This window comes from Thalassolituus sp. UBA3500 (genome assembly GCF_002377545.1).
Taxonomy (GTDB): domain Bacteria; phylum Pseudomonadota; class Gammaproteobacteria; order Pseudomonadales; family Oceanobacteraceae; genus Thalassolituus.
The window spans coordinates 160,966-181,160 of record NZ_DFQB01000032.1 but is presented as its reverse complement, the minus strand read 5'-3'; the positions used below and the strand labels follow the sequence as shown (position 1 = coordinate 181,160).

The following is a 20,195-nucleotide window of genomic DNA, read 5'->3' as shown; positions in this document are numbered from 1 at the left end:
GAATCACCTTGCAGTTTTTTCGGGGGTTGTTTCTGAGGCGATCAGTGTTTTGAGACTTCCCCGGGCATTTGCCCGGGGCTTTTTGATAAGACGACGAAGTATGCCTGTCGCCTTATTTAACTGATAAAAGATTTATCAGTCGGCGTTACGTGCAGGCGCATTACCGCCCTTACGATGAGGCTTACGAGGCTTATCTTTAGAATCGCGGCTGCCTTTAAAGTCACGACTGCCTTTAAAATCACGGTCTTTCGACCCCTTACCTTTAAAGCCACCGTCACGACGCTTAGGCCCACCCGGCTTGCGCTCAGGTACACCGGCTTCGCCTTTAAACTCTTTAATTTCAAGCGCACGACCACACACACGAGCATTACGCAGTGTTTTCATCGTTTCTGGTGGCATACCTGCTGGCAGATCAACAATGGAGTAGTTTTCCAGAATCTCGATATGACCGATATAACGACTTTCGAGGTCCGCTTCGTTTGCTACCGCACCCACAAGGTTGCCCGGACGCAGACCGTCATCGTAGCCAACACCCACCATGTAGCGCACCATATCGACACCCGGCTGACCTTTTAATGGCAGCGGGTTAATGTCTGGTGTCGCTTTACGGCCACGGTTGCCGCGATCACCTCTGTCGCGTGGTTCACGCTGCTGACGAGGCTCACGATCATCGCGGTCACGCTTTTTGCGTTCCTGCATTTTCTGATCGGCTTTTTCATCAATAAACAGCGCTTTGTCACCCTGAATCAGGCTTGCACACGCAGCGGCAACGTCGAGTGCATCGACCGGATGTTCCGTCAGAACCGACTCGATAATTTCACGGTACAGTGCATTTTTCTCGGTATTCAATGCATCAATAATACGCGCACGGAAAGCTTCACGACGCTTCTCATTAACCTGCGCTGCGCTTGGTAGCGGCATTTCTTCAATCGGCTGACGCGTGGCTTTTTCGATATCACGCAGCATGCGCTTTTCACGACCACGTACAAATACAATCGCTTCACCTTCACGCCCAGCACGGCCAGTACGACCAATACGGTGAACGTACGACTCTGTATCCTGTGGAATGTCGTAGTTGATAACGTGGCTGATACGTTCAACGTCAAGACCACGAGCGGCAACGTCGGTCGCCACGATCATGTCGAGCTTGCCTGCTTTCAGCTTTTCAACAGCACGTTCACGCTGCTGCTGGGGAATGTCGCCGTTCAGAGGTGCACAACGGAAGCCGTTCGCAGCCATAAAGTCAGCCACTTCTTCCGTTGCCTGCTTGGTGCGCACGAAAATCATCATGGCATCAAAATCTTCAGTTTCGGCGATACGCAGCAGTGCGTCATTCTTATGCACACCACCTACAAACCAGTAACGCTGACGGATACGGTCATTGGTGGTTGTCTTTGATTCAATCTTCACCTGTACCGGTTCGTTCAGGTGAGTTTCAGCGACACGCTGGATTTCTTTTGGCATGGTTGCCGAGAACAGAGCGACCTGACGCTTTGCCGGTGCCTGCTCCAGAATCCAGTTTACGTCGTCGATAAAACCCATACGCAGCATTTCATCGGCTTCATCAAGGACAACCGCCTTAATGTCAGCCAGACTCAGAGTACCGCGACGCAGATGGTCCATCACACGACCCGGCGTTCCCACCACCCACTGTGGTCCGCGCTTAAGCTCACGCAATTGACTGCCGTAGTCTGAACCACCGTAAATAGCAGTCACGTTGATGCCGCTCATGTGCTTGCTGTAGGTCTTTGCCGCTTCTGCGACCTGCTGAGCAAGTTCACGGGTTGGCGCCAGAACGAGCACCTGTGGTGTACGGAAGTCAGGATTGGTACGCACCAGCAGTGGCAGTGCAAATGCTGCGGTTTTACCAGTACCCGTCTGGGCCATACCCAGCACGTCTTTGCCTTCCAGCAATGGCGGAATACTGTTTGCCTGAATGGCAGAAGGCGTTTCGTAACCCAGCTCTTCAAGAACACGGAGTACAGGAAATGGAAGGCCCAGGCTCGCAAAGCCTGTGCTGTTAGAATCGGTCATATTTTCACCTGTGTACAATCGCTTAGGGGCTTACCGTTGACGGTCAGTTCTCTGCTGTCCGTGCAATGCTCAATGAGGCATCTGTTGACCCCGAACACCCCTCAGGGTGCTGCTGACACGGTGTTGCCCGACGATCTGATTTAAAAGGGTGGCGGAGTATACACAAATCATCGCGCTTTTGCTCATCTATTTTGCTCTCATGGGCAGTGCCTGCGTATAATCGCCCGCCAGATCCACAGGAGAGTCTGAAATGTTAAAAGTAAACGAGTATTTTGATGGCAAGGTAATGTCGATTGCCCTGCAAACAGAGACGCTGCCGGCCACTGTTGGCGTGATGGAGCCAGGCGATTACGAATTCGGCACCAGCCAGAAAGAAGTCATGACTATCGTGTCAGGCAAGATGGAAGTGCTGCTGCCGGGCAGCGAAGAATGGCAGACCTTCACGAATGGTGAATCCTTCGAGATTGAAGCTAATGTGAAGTTCAAAGTGCGCCTGTCAGGTCAGACTGCTTACTTCTGCACCTACGAGTAAGTGAAGCACTTCAGAGTCACATCGGGCGCTCAGCGCCCGATGTGTCACTCATCAGTAACCTCGCGCTCAGTTCAGCCGCAACTCGTCAACAGGGACCGGGCGACTGAAGAAGAAACCCTGACAGGTTTCACAGCCATTATCCCGAAGGAAGTGCAACTGACCTTCCGTTTCAACCCCTTCAGCCAATACCTGCAATCCCAGGCCTTTCGCCATCTGAATGATCGTCCGGGTAATCACTTTGCCTTCGTCTTCAACTTCAACGCTCTGAACGAAGCCACGATCGATCTTAAGCTTATCAACCTGGTAACGATGCAAATAAGACAACGAGGAATAGCCGGTTCCAAAGTCATCGATTGCCAGTGCGACGCCCAATGCCTTCAGCCCTGAAATAGTACTCAGTACCTGAGAGCTGGGTTCGAGCAGAGCGCCTTCTGTGATTTCCAACTCAAGCCAGCTCGGATCAATACCCGTTTCTTCCAATAGAGCGGTGAGGCGCCCCACCAGGCCACCGGCCATAAACGTGGGCTGGGTAATATTGACAGCGACAGTGATCTTCTCAATACCGTCCTGTTGCCAACAAGCAATCTGCCGACAGGCAACACCAAGCACATAACTATCGAGATCCGGCATCATGCCCCCCTCTTCTGCCACGGGTAAAAAGCGCCCCGGAGGAATGACCTCGCCATCAGGCGTATGCCAGCGAATAAGAGCTTCGACACCCACCACTCGTCCCTCTGTCAGTTCAACCTGAGACTGATAATACAGGCGCAACTCATCTTCTGTCGTCAACGCCTGGCGCAGGCGATTACCCAGTTCGAGGCGGTCAGCTACGACCTGCGTCATCTCATTGCTGTAGACCTTGTACATGTTGCGGCCTTCTTTCTTAGCCTCGTACATGGCCACATCGGCGTTACTCAGTAACTGAGTCACATCCGCACCGTGATCCGGGAACATAGTGACACCGATACTGGCGCCAATATAAAAGTCTTTCCCTACCCCCACATCGAACGGCGTCTTGAGTAATTCGAGAATAATACCGGCGACTTTTTCAACCTGTGCGACATTACCAACGCTCTCAAGCACAACCACAAAGTCATCACCGCCCTGACGCGCAACAGTATCTGAATCTCTCAGTCGCTGGCGCAGACGTTTAGCAAAGTCCTGCAGGAGACGGTCGCCGGCGGGATGCCCCAGACTGTCATTAATATGTTTAAAATGATCGAGATCGATAGCAATAACGCCGACTTTACGCTGATTAATGGTCGCATCAGCAATGGCACCCTCAAGACGACTCAGTAACAGGTGCCGGTTAGGCAGATTGGTTAAAGAGTCGTAATTAGATAAATGCTTAAGCTGCTGTTCATGCTCTTTAATGCGCGACATGTCGGAGAAGACGCCAACATAATGCGTAATACGCTTCTGTTCATCACGTACTAAGGTCAGGGTTAACCATTGCGGGTAGCTTTCGCCATTCTTACGCGTCGTCCAGATCTCTCCGCGCCAGTAGCCACGGTCTCTGAGCTGACTATTAATGCGCTGATAGAATTCTTGATTATGACGGCCGCAGCGAAGAAAACTCAGCGGCTTCCCAAGTGCTTCCCGCTCAGAATATCCAGTGATGGTGTTAAACGCAGGATTTACCGCTTCTATTTTCTGCTGGGCGTCGGTGATAACTACGCCCTCCATTGAAAATTCAAATACCGTCATCGCCAGGCGCAGGCGATTTTCCCGCGCCTGCTGCTCGGTAATATCCTGTACTGAGCCAACACGCGCGACCACCCGTCCTTCGGCATTAACGATGACCTCTGCACGCCCATGAATCACTTTTTCTGTACCCGATGGCAACGTAATTCTGTAGGTCATGTCAGACGGTTTGCACTCGTTCATGCTCTCCGTCAGTGTCTGCGCTACACGCTCTATATCTTCAGGGTGTATAAACTCGAAATACTGTGAAAGGCTGACGATTTCGAGGTTTTCATCCTGTTCAAAAATCGCGGCCGTTTGTGGAGTGATGGTGATCTGATCGTTTTCAACATCGTCGTACCAAGAACCGATATTCGCCAGACGTTCAGTCTGGCGTAGCAGATGCTCACGATCTTCGAGTACTTCCATCACATGCAACCGCTCCTGCATCAGCAAGCAGAATTGCGCGAACGTGCCAAGCTGAGTCAATTTGCGCGGAGACAGACGCAATGTCGGGTCATCAAATGTAAGAAATAACCAACCCGTCACACCATAATCGTTCAGCAGAGGAATGGTAGAAAGGCGATTCCCTCCGAGGTAGTGACGCAATGCTTCTTCATTCGGGCTTTCGTCATCTGCAAAAGAGCAACGTGGTGAAATACTGGCATCCTGGGTAGACCATCCCCCGCGAACAACATCAGCCAGTTGATCAGTATCATTAGGAGAAACAGCAACGGCTAATTCAGGGCGTTTACCCGAGTCATCTGTCGCTATATACAGAGCCGCAGCTCTGGCTTTCAGAACACGAGCCATCTGAAACAGGGCACCCTCGACATCGGTCGCAAAGGTCGCTGCGCGGGTGGTAATAAACACCCGGATTGTTCTCTCCAGGATGGTCTCCAGACGTAAATCCGCCGCACCAAAGCGTCCACTTTTCATGACACCTGCACGACGACTTTCTTCTTCTACACGTTTCCATCCCTCACTCGGCTGATATTTCCCTTCAGCTGTTGAGGTCAGCACAACCATACAAATTCTCTGGCTCCTGATATCGCTTACGCTGGCACAACCTGATGACCCATGGTCATATACATATCAGACGAGCCTTACTGCTTGGTATCCGGGCGCCATTCAGACTCTATCACCCGGTAGATGTCTTGAAGTGTAGACTATCAATATGAGGTGTAACTGACTTTTTAACAATTTGAAAGAATCCGGGGAACTTTTTAGAATCAAAACTGTTTCCGAGCCGCCTCAATAATCCACACAGGCCAAAAAATGTACACTAAAGAGCACCTTTTACAGCTGGTTCAGATGACGATGCCATTCGGCAAATATCAGGGAAAACGCATTTGCGACATTCCTGAAGAATATCTGCTGTGGATGCAAAAGAAGGGGTTTCCTCAGGGGCATCTGGGCGACCTGCTTGCTATGATGCTTGAGATACGTATTCACGGGGTAGAAGACGTTCTTCAACCTCTGAAGAAAGCGTATCCGGCAAAGTTGATACAACCCGAGGCAAAAGGAACCCACTGAACTATGGCCACGCTTGGTATTCTCGAATGTGATGTTCTCTATGACGACCTGATCGACGATTATTCCTCGTATGGCGTCATGTTGTCTGAGCTTCTTTCCAGCATTGATCCGCACCTGAACTATATTTTTTACCAGGTTCACGACGGTGAACTGCCGTCTCATGGAGACTGTGATGCCTATTTACTGACCGGCTCGAAAACCGGCGTCTACGATACTGAGCATTGGCTGCCTCCATTAATGGACTGGGTACAGGAAGCGCACGCCCGAAAAGAACGCATGCTGGGTATATGCTTTGGCCATCAACTATTGGCGCACGCTCTGGGTGGCCACGCGGGATTAAGCAATAAAGGCTGGGGGGTGGGGAACCATATGACGGAGATAGATCATCGTCCTATGTGGCTCAACGATGATCAACCAGCGTATCAGCTGATCTACAGTCACAAAGACCAGGTATCCTCATTGCCTGAGGAAGCGCGCAGACTCGCTTGCAGTGACTTCTGCGAGTACGCCGCCTGGTATCTCAGCGATCTCGTATTGAGCTTTCAGGGGCATCCTGAATTTACCCCAGAGTACTTCAGAAGATTGCTGGAGCGTCGCAGAGAAGACGTCGGCGACGAGCGGTTGACGCAGGCGATGAATACCTTAGAGCAACCAAACGACAGCGAGACCATTGCGCGCTGGATGATCGAATTTATTCATCTACCTCGATAGGCTCAGAGAAACTTCTTTACGTACCAACAGCTGGCTTTAATATTGAATGAGTTCTCAGTAGCCCACTGCAGCCCGGATTCGACCAGTTGCTCGGCGAGCCCCTTGCCTCGTAACCGGAATGGGACGTAGGTGTGCGTAAAATTCACACTGTCACCCTTCAGAACGTAGTCGAGTACGCACTCATTGCCATCCTGTTCAATCACAAAGCGGGACTTCTCTGATTCGTGTTTGACCATGGTTTCGTTCTCTCTTTTATCTTTCGCTGGATCTGGGCCGTATCAGGCCTCAGGATTGCTGTGCACTGCCAACACAAGGGATACCGGGCGATAGCCTTCCAGTACCACTGAGCCTGGGTAGCGATTACCGCCATCGACACTGAACTCAAATTCATAGCCGCGTATCAGTACCGGCCGCCCTTTTACGAACTTAATACGCATATGCGCCAATGATACGGTGTCGTCCAGCAGTTGCAGGTTTTCCTGCTGACACTGTTTGCGCAGGTATCTGAGCGCCAGCACCCGTGCCGCTTGCTGTCTCTGAATCGCGGGCCAGCCAAGCAGCCCCAATCCGGCAATTGCCGCTATGACCAGTAATTCCACCCGTACCTCATCTGTGGGCCTGTGATATTATCCGCGCTGAGAGTAACACACCTGTATGACCCGTCAGTATTCCGGAGGTTTCCATCATGGCCAACCGCGCCTGCGCCTGCCATATTCTCGTTAAAACCCGTGAGGAAGCCGAATCTCTGCTGAAGCAACTGAACAAAGGGGCTGAGTTCGACAAGCTGGCACGTAAACACTCCACGTGCCCGTCCGGTAAACAGGGTGGCTCACTGGGTGAGTTCGGTCGCAACGATATGGTCAAGCCCTTTGCAGACGCTGTCTTCAAAGGCCCCCTTCTGAAGGTACAAGGGCCGGTGAAAACCAAATTCGGCTGGCACCTGATTAAAACACTTTACCGTCAGTGAAGACGCTGGCGCCCCTCAAAATACGGAGAACACTATGATGACACCCGGTCTGTTTCACACACTAACGGTCGCCGACAGGCAACCGCAAGGCCTCTACCTGAGCGATGACAGCGGCGAGCGCGTGCTCCTGCCCAACCGTTTTGTGCCTGAGGGCATAGAAGCCGGCAGTACGCTTGAGGTATTTATTTACCTCGATTCCGATGATCGTCTGATCGCGACGACTCAGCGCCCAAGAGTGCAACTGAACCAGGCTGCAAGCCTGATGGTGAAAGACGTAAACCGTACGGGCGCCTTCCTCGATTGGGGCCTGCCTAAAGATCTGTTCGTTCCTTTTGCTGAACAGAAGCAACGGATGGAAGCCGGGCAATCGTACGTCGTGTATGTGACCAGCGACAACACGGGGCGTTTAATCGGTACGACTCGTCTGAATCGTTTTATTAAAGATGAAGCGAGTGCCAACTGGCCGGGGGCTGCAGATCCGTATCAGATGGGAGACAAAGTGAAGCTACTGATCGCCCAGCGTACCGATATTGGCTACAAAGCCATTGTCGATAACACTTACTGGGGCGTACTCCACAGCAGCCAGATTCATAAAGCGATTCGTGTGGGTCAGAAGACTGAGGGCTTTATTCGACAGGTACGAGAAGACCAGCGCCTGGACCTCAGCCTTGAGCCTATCGGCCATCAGCGCGCTGATTCGCTGTCAAAACGCATTCTGCAGAAACTTGAAGACTCCGGCGGCACTCTGGGTCTGAATGACTACAGTCCGGCAGAGCTGATCGAAATGCACTTTGGCGTCAGCAAACGAGCCTTCAAGATGGCCGTCGGCAAGCTCTATAAAGAGCGCGCCATTGTGATTGAAGAAACGGGTATCCGCTTAGCCAGTGACGAGGATCGCAAGCAAGCGCTGAAAAAAGCCGGGGGCAAAGCCAATCCAAAGGCTAAACCAAAGCAACAGGCGGCGAAAAACAGCGCTAAGAAGCATACCGAACGGAAAGAGCAGCCCAGCACCAACAAGGATGACAGCCCTTCCCCTGCACCTCGGAAAAAAACGGTATACCGCAATCCCAAGACTTCCTCGGGCAAGACTCTGCGCCTGAAGAAGTAAGCCCTGTCAGGTCAGACACGTCCCCTCACCACCAGAGGCGCTCTGGTGTGTGGTGAAGGGCTTCAGACTCGTTTTCTGTGACGAAAACGCGTATAGTCGCGGCCTTTGATTACGTCCCAAAATCTGCCTACGCAATTCAGGAAGTGCCTGTGATTTCTACCGCTAATATCACCATGCAGTTCGGTGCCAAGCCGCTGTTCGAGAACATCTCTGTCAAATTCGGAGATGGCAACCGCTACGGCCTCATCGGTGCCAACGGTTGTGGAAAATCTACCTTCATGAAGATCCTCGATGGCTCACTGGAGCCAAGCGGAGGTAACGTCAGCGTGTCACCGGGCGAACGCCTGGGTAAGCTGCATCAGGATCAGTTTGCGTTTGAAGAATGCACTGTGATCGATACCGTGATGATGGGCAACAAAGAGCTATGGGCCATCAAAGAAGAGCGTGATGCCATCTACGCCAACCTTGAAGCCACCGAAGACGACTACATGCGCGCCGCTGAGCTTGAAGGCGAGTTCGCAGAAATGGACGGCTACACCGCCGAAAGTCGCGCGGGTGAGCTGTTGCTCGGCGCCGGCATTGAGACCGAACTCCACCAGGGCCCTATGTCTGAAGTCGCGCCGGGCTGGAAGCTGCGTGTGTTACTGGCTCAGGCACTGTTCTCAAACCCGGACATCCTGCTGCTCGACGAACCGACCAACAACCTCGACATCAACACGATTCGTTGGTTGGAAGGCATCATCAATGACATGAAGTGCACCATGATCATCATCTCGCACGACCGTCACTTCCTGAACTCTGTGTGCACGCACATGGCCGACATTGATTACGGCGATATCAAGATCTACCCGGGTAACTACGACGACTTTATGATCGCCTCGACCGCAGCACGCGAGCGCCTGCAGTCAGAGAATGCCAAGAAGAAAGCTCAGATTGCTGAACTGCAGCAGTTTGTATCGCGCTTCTCGGCCAACGCGTCGAAAGCGAAGCAGGCCACCAGCCGCGCTAAGCAGATGGAAAAAATTAAGCTCGACGACATTAAGCCTTCGAGCCGTCAGAACCCATACATCCGCTTCAATCAGGAGAAGAAACTCCACCGTCTGGCGCTGGAGATCGAAGGTCTGGCGCATTCATACGATGGCGAAGCTCCACTGTTCAAGAACACCAACCTGCTGATTGAAGCCGGCGAAAAAATTGCCGTGATCGGTGCCAACGGTGCGGGTAAAACAACCTTCCTTAAGTGTCTGGTCGGCGACGTTACGCCAACGGCTGGCACCATCAAGTGGGCTGAAAATGCTGACCTTGGCTACTACGCTCAGGATCACGAATACGAATTCGATATGGGCGGTACACTGTTTGAATGGATGGAACGCTGGAAAACCGAGAAACACGACGATCAGGCTGTGCGTGGCACACTGGGTCGCCTGCTGTTTAACCAGGACGACATTAAGAAGCAGGTGAAAGTCTGCTCTGGTGGAGAAAAAGGTCGTCTGCTGTTCGGCAAGCTGATGATGAACGATCACAATGTTCTGCTGATGGACGAACCGACCAACCACATGGATATGGAATCCATTGAGTCGCTGAACATGGCGCTGGAAATGTACGAAGGCACCCTGATGTTCGTATCGCACGACCGTGAGTTCGTGTCGTCACTGGCGACCCGGATTATCGAAATACGTGACAATGAGATCGTCGACTTCCACGGGACTTATGACGAGTACCTGAAGTCCCTGGGCATTGAATAAGCACTCCGCTGCTGAATCAATCCAAATGGATGACTGAGCCATAACGGCTCAGTCACAGGCAAACCGGAAGCTGTCATCAAGCTCGAGTGGCAGCACCATTGAGCTTAACCCCAAAGCGAGCATTTCATCGCAAAAAAGCGCCCGCGCCTCTGAGTCGTTGACGAGTCCATCTGCATATTCTGCGTGCAACACTGGCTTGCCGGCATCAATAAATGGAGTCAGGCGCTCGCACTCATCGTATTCATAACACTCTTCATTCACCGCAAAATCAAATGACGTTACTAACTCACTGATCTGGTCGAGATCATTCTTGAGACCAATCAACAACCCGCGCTCGTGGGCCGCCGAGGCCAGAAAGCGGTTATAGGCCAGCTGATCACTACCCGATAAAGAGAATCCGGAGTCATTGGCATAGCCATCAACGTTATCAGGTTCGACGCCATCGCAACCTTTATCTGCAGCAAGGTCCAGCCGGGCTTCCATGACCGCCTCAAGCGAGGACGCTCTGACATCCAGCCACTTCTCGCCGGGCCAGCCGTCCAGAGGGTTTCCCAACGCCGCCTGCTCAAAGTCACCTGCATCGTCGCGCCAGTCCTCCCATGAGCCAGCCGAGAAGTAACAGATCACCAGCCGGCCCTGTGCCTGCAGGTCGTCGATCACAGAGGTGTCAGTATCGAACAGGTCAACATCGTAAATATCGACGTCGTAGCCCGTATTCAAGCTTCCCTGCAACTGCCAGTGCCAACTCATACCGACTGCCAGAGCACTGCTAGCAGGGTTATCAGAACCAGTCGAATCGCTCTCGCCCTCTGACTCCTGACCGGATTCAGGATCAGATGCACCGCAGGCACTTAACAAGCCCAAAGCTGCCAGAAGTAATAATGAACGCGACATCATTTTATAAAGCGATGACTTCATAGTGAGCTACTCTTAATCAAACGGTGAGACAATCTGCCACCATGTCAGTGTGACTCTCGCACGACAATGCGAGCCGATTCTCATTTTCATCGTAACGTGAGTGGTATGCTCCCGTCGTTCGAATGTGGCTGAGCCGGAGTACGATCGGAGCTACGTAAACTATAGAGCACATTCGAACAATCAATGTGCTTGAGACAACAGGAATTTTTATGCGCCCCGTCACCCGGGAAGAGTACCCGCTTGAAAACCTCCACAGAATCGTTTCCGGCGTCACCTTCTTCAAAGAGCTACTAAAAACCGATCCGGAGCAATTTGAATTACTGATGACGCAGGCGCGGTTTGTCACCGCCGAACAGAATGAAATTGTGCTGCACAAAGGTGACGGTGCAAACGTATTGTATTTTTTACTGCGAGGCGAGCTGGACGTTATTGCCGATGACAACGCGGAAGAGCCTCTGGGCACCATTAATCCGGGCGAACCATTCGGTGTCATGGCCATGGTATTGAATTTTAAACGTTCAGCGTCCATCCGGGTCTCAAGCAAGAACGCCCTGCTGGCAGGCATTGAATTTGATCACTTCCGTCACAACGACAACGCCAGTATCTTCAGCCTGACAACGCGTATTACATTCTTCCGCATGCTGAACAGCAACATCCGTTGGGCGCTGGAGCGCAACAAAATGGAAGCGCCTGACCATAGCCTGGTCGCACGTATACGTTCACTACCTATTTACTCGGGCGAGAAGAATACCGCTGCTGAATTGCATGCACTGATGGAGCTCGCTCATCTTCAGGCAGAATTACTGCGCGACTGGAATGACGCCTGCCAGGCAATCAACTGACCTGACTTATCTACTTCTGAGCTGGATCAATTTGTTCAGCAATTAGGACATATGTCTCCTTTCCCCCCTATAGTGATGGGCATAGAATAAAGACTCTCATGCCCTTATTAAGCGTTGCTCATGCCTGAATTTGTTTCCTGGATTCTGATTACACTCGCCGTACTGGCATTGATCGGAATTATCTTCGAAGAAGTCATTCATATTAACAAAGCCCAATCGGTACTGTTTTTTGGCTCAGTGTCCTGGGTCATTCTGTTTGCCGCGAGTATCGGTACTCCTGAGCATCATGCGATTGAGGAAGGCCTGAAAGAAAATATCGGTGAAATTGCCGCACTCTGGCTATTTCTCACTGCGGCCATGACCTTTGTTGCTTATCTGAATAAAAAAGGCCTGATTGAAAGTGCTATTTTCAAGGTGCTTCCGCAGCAGATATCCGAACGAAAGCTGATGCTGCTGACCGGCTTGTTTGCTTTTGTTTTCTCATCGCTCGCCGACAACATCACCGCAACGCTGGTATCAATCGCTCTTATTCTGTCATTGCAGTTACCTGCTCAGAAAACACTGCGATTCGCCGCGATTGCCGTCTTTGCGGTTAACTCAGGTGGTGTTGCTATGATTACAGGCGACGTCACAACGCTGATGATATTTCTCGCCGACAAGGCAGAAATCACCAGCTTACTGATGCTTTCTTTGCCAGCGTTCTGCGCCGTTCTCGTTCTCATGGCACTGCTGATGTTACCGATGTCCGGCCAGGTGAGTGTCACTAAAACGTCGCACGATCTGCAACGGGTCGATATCGTCGTCGCAGGTATCTTCCTGCTGACGATTATGACAACGATCGCATTCAATGTGCTCTTTGATATTCCACCGGTACTGACCTTTCTGACCGGGCTATCCATTATGTTTCTAGTGGCCAAAGGTATGGGCGAAGATACCGAGGATGACCCCATCATGGACTACGTACGACGGATCGAGTTCGATACCCTGATGTTCTTCCTTGGTATTCTGTTGGTCGTTGGCGCATTAAAAGAAATCCGTGCGCTGGACTCCTTTGTTGCCGTTTACGAGTATCTGCCCGCATGGCAGGCGAACTATCTTATGGGTTTGTTTTCCTCAATCATCGACAACGTTCCTCTCACCGCAGCATTGCTTAAATCTGACGTAGTAATGAATCCGGCCGAGTGGCTGGCACTGACTTACGCCGTCGGCGTCGGTGGCTCGCTTCTGATCATTGGCTCAGCGGCAGGAATCGTCGCCATGAGTAAAATTGAGGCATTAACCTTCGGTACTTATCTCCGCTTTATCGTCGCCTTACTGCTGGCTTACACCGTTGGTTATGCGCTGACCATGGGGTTAGGAACCCTGATTTTTGCTCAAACCTGACGACTAACGATTTTGCTCATAGCGAATTGCGAGTGATTGCAGAGCCCGCTCGTGTGAAGCCTTCCAGTATTTCATTTCAGCGGGCTCCTCAACGTCAGTCGGCCACTTAAGGCCATAGCCATTCGGTCTGAATAAAGGTGCAAACAAAGCGCAGGCTGTGAGATCCGCACGGGTAAATTCATCACCGACCAGATATCGGGTATTTGCATATATCTGTCGTAACTCGTTCAGCAATTCATCCATATCGTTCATTGCTTTGTGAGCACTGGTTTCGTTGATGTTCATCCAGCCACGTAAGGTATTCGAGAGCTTACGATAACCAACGTAGAACATCATGCTGACTATCATGCTCTGTTTTGCAGTAAGCAAGGGCACGATTGCTCTCGGGAACGGCAACAGGAAATGATAATTGAACGTTCTGACGGCAGGACCAGCGATCAGATCAAGTCGCTCTTCCCAGACTTTCGCCTGTTCAGCGAGCGCCGGATCTTTGGGCGTCAGAGAGCGCTCAGGATATTTTGACTCAAGGTAATCAATGATCTCTGCACTGCCCTGAATAATATCTTTGCCGTCTTCAAGAACCGGCACCTGAGACTTCGAGGCCATTTGCAGTAATTTGCGCACATGAGGCCCAGGCACAAGATTTATCTTTTGATATTTCAGTCCCTTAAAATCCAATGCCCAGCGAACTTTTTCGCAGTAGTGGGACACTGGGAACTGATACAGCTTTATCATCGGGCCTCCTCAGCGGGGTCCCGATGCACTCCGGACTTCCGCCTGAAATTGCTGCCAGCTTTCCACGATACCAGCAGCAGTTTGTGGACTTTCTCCACTGAAAATATCATCCGGGGACAGAACTGATCCTTTTGCAACGCACGCTTCCTTGACGATCCCGGTTGCTACCAGTTTTTTCCCCACGTAAAAATCGTGTCTGAAGTACACGTACTTCGTATCCCACCCAAGAAGAGTGGTGTCCATCTCCAGTCGGGCGAGAAATCCCACCGGACGGATATAAACCAGATCCTGCGCAGCGATAAGACGCATACCTGCAGGTCGCTTTAACTCATGCTTTAACCCTCGCCAGAACTGAAACCTGCCGAGCTCCATAAAACTGAGGAAACGGAAGTTCGGAAGGTGATTCCGCCACCCCATATCATGCGGCTGTATGCGGTAAGTCTGCCGAACCGTCGCGCTTTGGCTGTGTAGTTTCTGGCGGCTGAATAACCAAAGAAGAAAAAATCGTATTAACAGATTCATGGCTTTTCCTGTCAGGGCAAATAGAACTGCAATTCTACTTCTGCGCCTTTAATTGTATCTTCGATCGGCATTTGCCTAGCCTCTTCTGATTCATCCCAGAGCAACTTTCCGGAAAAATTCAGTGTCGACTCCTGAGGTATTTCACGAAACACATCCGGAAGTACACCACGAGAGGAACCATTGTTTCCCATGGATTCCCAGGACATCGAAGGCAAAGATAAATTCAGGGGCCTTTTGTCTTTATTTTTATTTTCTTCTTTTACTTTCGTTACTGTCTTCAGAAACGTTTTTTCGGCTTCAGAACTTTCTTCTGTTTCTGCGATTTCTGAAGCCTCAGTATTCTGGACTGAAGTATCGTCCTCGACCTGCGCCTCTGTCTGAGAGGCAGTGCCCATTTCTGACCATAATTTCGAAACTGGCTTCTCTCCACGCAATATTTTTGCAGTCTGATCGTCACATCCGACCAGAAAAATAATCGAAATAAGACTTACTACAGACATCCTTATCCAATGTGGCTTCAATCCTGAAGCCTGATTTCTGCGGTCTGTCTTTGATAACGTCATAATATCATTCAGCTGTTTTCCTCCAAATAGCGTCTCGGCGCCATTTGAGGCTTAAAATGTCTACCTGTTCACACTTCAGAGAACAATCATTCATTAATCCAACTACAGCCTCGATGCCATCCTGATAAATGAGCATGGGCCAATCATTTCTCAACCACACCGGCACGCCGTTTTCCTGCCATACATTCTTCAATGACTTCGTCTGCCTGCCTTCACAGCGCAGCTGCTTCTGGGCGCAATCGCGGGCAGGCACGAGCGACCAACCTTCTGGCAGCGGCTGGCTGTTTCCTGAGGACGCGATGGTACCCCGCCCCCATGATACCGGTATACAGTCGACACGATCTGGCGTCGTTTGTTCACTCCAGATATATAGGTGCTGCCTGAAACGCTGGAGTACGACGCCGTCGAAGCGAGTACTCGGTTGTCGGTCTGCTGCTGCACTTAATGCCTGATCTAACCAATGCCAGACTTTCTTCCCTTGCGGCAGAGGTAAGCCGTTTTTCGTCAGCCAATACCTAACCATGTGAAAGCGCACACGCTCAGGCTGATCAAGAAGTGCCTCTACAGACAGACAGAAAGGAGCCGTCGCCGGCCAATCACATTCGCTAAGTGCCGCATCGGAAATCGGCGTCAGCAACTCCAGCAACAATTGGTAGTCTGCGGATAAGTGATGGGTCGTGTCGATCAGGGTGGATTCAACGGCGGGATACCGTACTTGTAACGACGGCATCAGGGTGTGACGTACCCAGTTACGATCGAAGGTCTGATCACGGTTCGAATCATCTTCGATCCAGCTCAGACCGCGGGCTGCCAACGCTAACTGCTCGCGGGTAAACGCGAGCCAGGGGCGTACAATTGTGCGTTGATCTTCAGGATCACGTGTCAGTTTGCGTCTTGCGGGCATACCCGATAAACCGGTGAGACCACTGCCGCGAAACAAACGCAGCAGCAGAGTCTCGGCCTGATCCGAGCCGTGATGCGCGGTCAGCAGGAGTGCATCGTCAGGAAGTCGTTGCTCAAATGCGGTGTAGCGGGCATCACGGGCGGCGGCTTCAATGCCACGACCTGTGTATTCAAGAGTCACAGTCTGCGCAACAAAGGACACGCCAGCGTCTTCGCAGTAGCGCTGGCATTCAAGCTGCCATCCATCTGCATCAGGATTCAGACCGTGATTTACATAAATGGCCGTGACCCGTGCGCGCCACTCTGGTTGAGACGCAACGCACTCAAGCATCAGACGTGAGTCCATACCGCCACTCAATGCGAGGAACACAGGCCGCGCAGTGTACTCTGCGAATACCGGTGTGAGTGCCTTTATCAGCTCACTGCGCAGCTGCTCAGCCGAAGACAAGCTCAACTGAGGCCTCACCGAACTCGAATTTCAATTCCTGCAGCTGCTCATCGGTCGGATTGATACGCCAACGATCGTCGAGGCGGATATCGCAACTGGCGACTTCATTCCGATAGTCCAGCACCACAGGACAACCATTTTCCAGCGGTTGCAGCAGCTTCGAAAGGCGCTGGCAAAAAGTGTCAGGATTAAGCTCGCCATCGACGCTGACACGCACTGAATTCGCATAGGTCAGGCGTGCCTGACTGATCTCCATGGCATTACGCCCGGTCGCTTTCAGACCACCGGAGTAATCATCGTGGCTGATCTGGGCTTCGACAACGAGTACCTTGTCTTTGGCGACGACTTCGCGCACCTGCTCATAAACATCAGAGAAAAGCGCCACTTCCATTCGACCCGAACGATCATCCAAGGTCACGAAACACATGTTATCGCCGCGCTTATTCTTCATAACCCGCATATCAACAACGAGGCCAGACAGCTTCTGCGGCGCTTTGGCTTCCTGCAGGTGAGACAAGCGGGTTGGCACCAACTGACGGACTTCTTTCTCATACTCGTCAAACGGGTGTCCCGTCACGAACAGACCCAGGGTGTCTTTTTCGCCCTGTAAGCGTTCTTTCAGAGTCCAGTCACGCAGACGGCGATGACGCTCATAAACGTCACCGGTGACCGCCTCTTCTGCCTCAACTTCACCAAACATATCGAACATGCCAGCGGCTTCATTGGCGGCACTCTGATTCGCTGCTTTGATGGCATCTTCGATACTGGCCATCAGCACCGAGCGCGGAGCCGTGTACTCAAGGCGGTCGAAGGCGCCGCAGCGCACCAGCGCTTCCATGACACGCTTATTGATTTTCTTAGGGTCAACACGCTTGCAGAAATCGAACATATCGCGGAAGGGGCCGTCTTTGCGTGCGGCGATAATGGCATCAATCGGGCCTTCACCGACGCCTTTCACCGCACCCAGACCATACACAATGGCGTCGTCATCATTCACGGTAAAACCGTACTGACTCTGATTCACGTCGGGTAGAATCAGTTCGATTCCCATTTCCCGACACTCTTCAATAAAGACCACGACTTTATCGGTGGTCTGCATATCGGAGGTCAGTACCGCCGCCATGAACGGCGCCGGGAAGTGCTGCTTCAACCAGAGCGTCTGGTAAGAAACGACAGCATACGCAGCGGAGTGAGATTTGTTAAAACCGTAACCCGCGAATTTCTCTACCAGGTCGAAGATCTTCATCGCCAGGTCAGGGTCGACACCGACCGAAATCGCGCCTTCGCGGAAGGTATCCCGCTGCTTGGCCATTTCTTCGGGCTTTTTCTTACCCATGGCACGACGCAGCATGTCGGCGCCGCCAAGCGTATAGCCCGCCAGAATCTGGGCGATCTGCATCACCTGCTCCTGGTAGACAATAACGCCGTAGGTCGGCTCGAGCGTTTCTTTCAGAGTCTCGTGTTCGAAGTCTGGATGAGGATATGCCACCTGAGCACGGCCGTGTTTACGGTTGATAAAGTCATCAACCATGCCGGATTCCAGCGGCCCCGGACGGAACAGAGCCACGAGTGCGATCATGTCTTCGATGTTATCCGGCTGCAGACGTCGGATAAGGTCCTTCATACCACGCGATTCAAGCTGGAATACCGCGGTGGTTTTAGCTTCTTTCAGAAGCTTGTACGACGGTTCGTCGTCCAGTGGAATCATATTGATGTCCACCGGCTCCAACCCTTTTTCTGCCTGCTTGCGGTTAATCGTCTCCAGTGCCCAGTCGATGATGGTCAGGGTCCGCAGACCCAGGAAGTCGAACTTCACCAGACCGGCTTCTTCCACATCGTTTTTGTCGAACTGAGTCACCAGACCGGTGCCATCGGGTTCACAGGCGGTCGCCGAAAAGTCGGTCAGCTTGGTCGGCGCGATGACCACACCACCGGCGTGCTTACCGGTCTGGCGGGCAATGCCTTCAAGCTTAAGTGCCATTTCCCAGATTTCCTGGGCCTCCTCGTCTTCGTCGAGGAATTCTTTCAGCAATACTTCGGTATCGAGCGCCTTTTCCAGCGTCATCCCAGGATCTCCCGGAATCAACTTCGAGAGCTTATCTGCAAGACCAAACGCTTTCCCCTGCGCACGCGCCACGTCACGCACAACGGCCTTCGCCGCCATGGTGCCGAAGGTCACAATCTGGGATACCGCTTCACGACCATAGTTATCGGCCACGTACTGGATGACCTTTTCGCGGTCTTCCATGCAGAAGTCGATATCAAAGTCGGGCATGGATACACGTTCGGGGTTCAGGAATCGTTCGAACAGCAGGTCGTATTCCAGAGGGTCAAGGTCGGTAATTTTCTGCGCATACGCCACCAGCGAGCCCGCACCCGAGCCCCGCCCCGGCCCCACAGGAATGTCATGGTCTTTGGCCCATTGGATAAAGTCCATTACGATCAGAAAGTAACCGGGGAATCCCATCTGGATGATGATATCCAGCTCAAACTTGAGACGATCATCGTAGGGCTTGCGCTTTTCTGCGTACTCGGGAGAGTCTTTTGGGATGCCCGCCAGAATAACCTCAAGACGCTCATTCAGGCCGACCTCAGAAATTTTACGGAAGAAGTCGTCTTCATCCATACCTTCGGGGATTGGATAATCCGGGAGGTAATAGGTACCCAACTCGACTTCGACAGTGCAGCGACGGGCGATTTCGACGGTATTTTCGATGGCTGACGGAATGTCGCGGAACAGCGTAGCCATTTCCTCGCTGCTGCGGAAATACTGCTGTTCGCTGTAATCTCTTGGACGACGAGGGTCATCCAGTGCGAACCCTTGACCAATCGATACCCGTGTTTCATGCGCTTCAAAGTCATCGGCTTTGATAAAACGCACGTCGTTAGTGGCCACAAGCGGAAGCTGAAACTTAGTTGCCATCGCCATGCCTGCACGGACAATATTTTCGTCACCTTCCCGCCCGGTACGCTGCACTTCAAAATAGAAACGGTCCGGAAATTGCGCCATATACTCTTCGACCAGAGCTTCTGCCGCTTCAAGCTTACCTTTGATGATACGTTGACCCACATCGCCATCACGGCCACCCGACAAAAGAATCAGACCGTCGGACTGCTCAAACAACCACTCTTTACGGACAATGGCTTTATCAAAGTGTTGATTCTGACTGTAGCCACGCGAAACCAGCTCGCGGAGGTTTTTGTAACCATCACCGTTCACGCACAGAACACAGATACGGAAGGGAGCCATCTGATCATCGGGATTTTCCAGCCAGAGGTCCGCGCCCAGAATCGGTTTGAGGCCAGCACCCATGGCGGTCTTATAGAACTTAACCAAAGCATAGGTATTGGCCTGATCAGTCAAAGCAACGGCAGGCATACCTGCGTCGACAGCTGCCTGAACCAGCTTTTTAACGCGAATGGTGCTGTCGTAAAGCGAATATTCAGAATGAACTCTGAGATGTACGAACTGACTGGTCATACTGCCCCCCGATGAAGATGGAGGGATTGTACCGTATAGGGGATGGGTTTGTTGAAAAGCAGAATCGGTTTATTAAAAAGCGGT

18 protein-coding genes are annotated in these 20,195 nt (G+C 51.9%); 8 read left to right on the top strand and 10 right to left on the bottom strand.

Annotated elements, in window-relative coordinates; genetic code table 11:
• Positions 1-135: 135 nt before the first annotated feature.
• On the bottom strand, positions 136-2,034 hold the full coding sequence (locus tag B2R29_RS08305; RefSeq protein WP_301180620.1) for a DEAD/DEAH box helicase: 1,899 nt from the start codon (positions 2,032-2,034) through the stop codon (positions 136-138).
• A gap of 250 nt (positions 2,035-2,284) precedes the next feature.
• Here B2R29_RS08305 and B2R29_RS08300 point away from each other — a divergent pair, with 250 nt between their 5' ends.
• Positions 2,285-2,566 (top strand): pyrimidine/purine nucleoside phosphorylase, encoded by a 282-nt coding sequence (locus B2R29_RS08300; protein WP_301180619.1) that lies wholly within the window; start codon positions 2,285-2,287, stop codon positions 2,564-2,566.
• Between the two features lie 66 nt (positions 2,567-2,632).
• On the opposite strand, the gene B2R29_RS08295 is transcribed toward B2R29_RS08300, so the two are convergent.
• Entirely contained in the window at positions 2,633-5,278 is a 2,646-nt protein-coding gene (locus B2R29_RS08295) for a bifunctional diguanylate cyclase/phosphodiesterase (RefSeq protein WP_301180618.1), read from the bottom strand.
• Positions 5,279-5,527: 249 nt separating this feature from the next.
• On the opposite strand from B2R29_RS08295, the gene B2R29_RS08290 reads away from it, so the two are divergent.
• Positions 5,528-5,785 carry a DUF3820 family protein gene (locus B2R29_RS08290; protein ID WP_068435734.1) on the top strand — a complete coding sequence of 86 codons (258 nt, stop codon included), beginning with the start codon at positions 5,528-5,530 and terminating at the stop codon, positions 5,783-5,785.
• A 3-nt stretch (positions 5,786-5,788) separates the two neighbouring features.
• Entirely contained in the window at positions 5,789-6,496 is a 708-nt protein-coding gene (locus B2R29_RS08285) for a glutamine amidotransferase-related protein (protein ID WP_301180617.1), read from the top strand.
• 2 nt (positions 6,497-6,498) lie between these two features.
• Here B2R29_RS08285 and B2R29_RS08280 read toward each other — a convergent pair whose 3' ends face one another.
• Both B2R29_RS08280 and B2R29_RS08275 read right to left on the bottom strand, forming a co-directional pair.
• Complete coding sequence (locus tag B2R29_RS08280; protein WP_301180616.1) at positions 6,499-6,732, bottom strand: GNAT family N-acetyltransferase; 234 nt, start codon at positions 6,730-6,732, stop codon at positions 6,499-6,501.
• A 42-nt stretch (positions 6,733-6,774) separates the two neighbouring features.
• Positions 6,775-7,095 carry a DUF3301 domain-containing protein gene (locus B2R29_RS08275; RefSeq protein ID WP_301180615.1) on the bottom strand — a complete coding sequence of 107 codons (321 nt, stop codon included), beginning with the start codon at positions 7,093-7,095 and terminating at the stop codon, positions 6,775-6,777.
• 86 nt (positions 7,096-7,181) lie between these two features.
• Here B2R29_RS08275 and B2R29_RS08270 point away from each other — a divergent pair, with 86 nt between their 5' ends.
• The 3 genes from B2R29_RS08270 to B2R29_RS08260 all read left to right on the top strand — a co-directional run bounded on the left by B2R29_RS08270 (position 7,182) and on the right by B2R29_RS08260 (position 10,316).
• Positions 7,182-7,463 carry a peptidylprolyl isomerase gene (locus B2R29_RS08270; RefSeq protein ID WP_068435553.1) on the top strand — a complete coding sequence of 94 codons (282 nt, stop codon included), beginning with the start codon at positions 7,182-7,184 and terminating at the stop codon, positions 7,461-7,463.
• Between the two features lie 34 nt (positions 7,464-7,497).
• Positions 7,498-8,571, top strand: coding sequence for a CvfB family protein (locus B2R29_RS08265; protein WP_301180614.1), 1,074 nt, complete (start codon positions 7,498-7,500; stop codon positions 8,569-8,571).
• Positions 8,572-8,720: 149 nt separating this feature from the next.
• Positions 8,721-10,316 carry an ABC-F family ATPase gene (locus tag B2R29_RS08260; protein WP_301180613.1) on the top strand — a complete coding sequence of 532 codons (1,596 nt, stop codon included), beginning with the start codon at positions 8,721-8,723 and terminating at the stop codon, positions 10,314-10,316.
• A 48-nt stretch (positions 10,317-10,364) separates the two neighbouring features.
• Here B2R29_RS08260 and B2R29_RS08255 read toward each other — a convergent pair whose 3' ends face one another.
• A complete protein-coding gene (locus B2R29_RS08255; protein ID WP_301180612.1) occupies positions 10,365-11,234 on the bottom strand; it encodes an endo alpha-1,4 polygalactosaminidase in 870 nt (289 codons plus the stop codon).
• Positions 11,235-11,443: 209 nt separating this feature from the next.
• Between B2R29_RS08255 and B2R29_RS08250 the strand changes: the two genes are divergently transcribed.
• Both B2R29_RS08250 and nhaD read left to right on the top strand, forming a co-directional pair.
• A complete protein-coding gene (locus B2R29_RS08250; protein WP_301180611.1) occupies positions 11,444-12,076 on the top strand; it encodes a cyclic nucleotide-binding domain-containing protein in 633 nt (210 codons plus the stop codon).
• Positions 12,077-12,196: 120 nt separating this feature from the next.
• Positions 12,197-13,459, top strand: coding sequence for a sodium:proton antiporter NhaD (gene nhaD / locus B2R29_RS08245; RefSeq protein ID WP_301180610.1), 1,263 nt, complete (start codon positions 12,197-12,199; stop codon positions 13,457-13,459).
• A 3-nt stretch (positions 13,460-13,462) separates the two neighbouring features.
• Here the strand turns inward: nhaD and B2R29_RS08240 are convergent, their stop codons facing one another.
• Genes B2R29_RS08240 through dnaE form a run of 5 tightly spaced genes read right to left on the bottom strand, consistent with a single transcriptional unit; the run spans position 13,463 to position 20,111 of the window.
• Positions 13,463-14,194 carry a glutathione S-transferase family protein gene (locus B2R29_RS08240; protein WP_301180609.1) on the bottom strand — a complete coding sequence of 244 codons (732 nt, stop codon included), beginning with the start codon at positions 14,192-14,194 and terminating at the stop codon, positions 13,463-13,465.
• 9 nt (positions 14,195-14,203) lie between these two features.
• Positions 14,204-14,716: an acyl-CoA thioesterase gene (locus tag B2R29_RS08235; RefSeq protein ID WP_301180608.1), complete on the bottom strand. Its 513-nt coding sequence runs from the start codon at positions 14,714-14,716 to the stop codon at positions 14,204-14,206.
• Between the two features lie 11 nt (positions 14,717-14,727).
• Entirely contained in the window at positions 14,728-15,279 is a 552-nt protein-coding gene (locus B2R29_RS08230) for a hypothetical protein (RefSeq protein ID WP_301180607.1), read from the bottom strand.
• A 4-nt stretch (positions 15,280-15,283) separates the two neighbouring features.
• Positions 15,284-16,636 (bottom strand): tRNA lysidine(34) synthetase TilS, encoded by a 1,353-nt coding sequence (gene tilS, locus B2R29_RS08225; RefSeq protein WP_301180606.1) that lies wholly within the window; start codon positions 16,634-16,636, stop codon positions 15,284-15,286.
• Positions 16,617-20,111, bottom strand: a complete 3,495-nt coding sequence (gene dnaE / locus B2R29_RS08220; RefSeq protein WP_301180605.1) for a DNA polymerase III subunit alpha — start codon at positions 20,109-20,111, stop codon at positions 16,617-16,619. The genes tilS and dnaE overlap by 20 nt, the downstream gene beginning before the upstream one ends.
• Positions 20,112-20,195 lie beyond the last annotated feature (84 nt).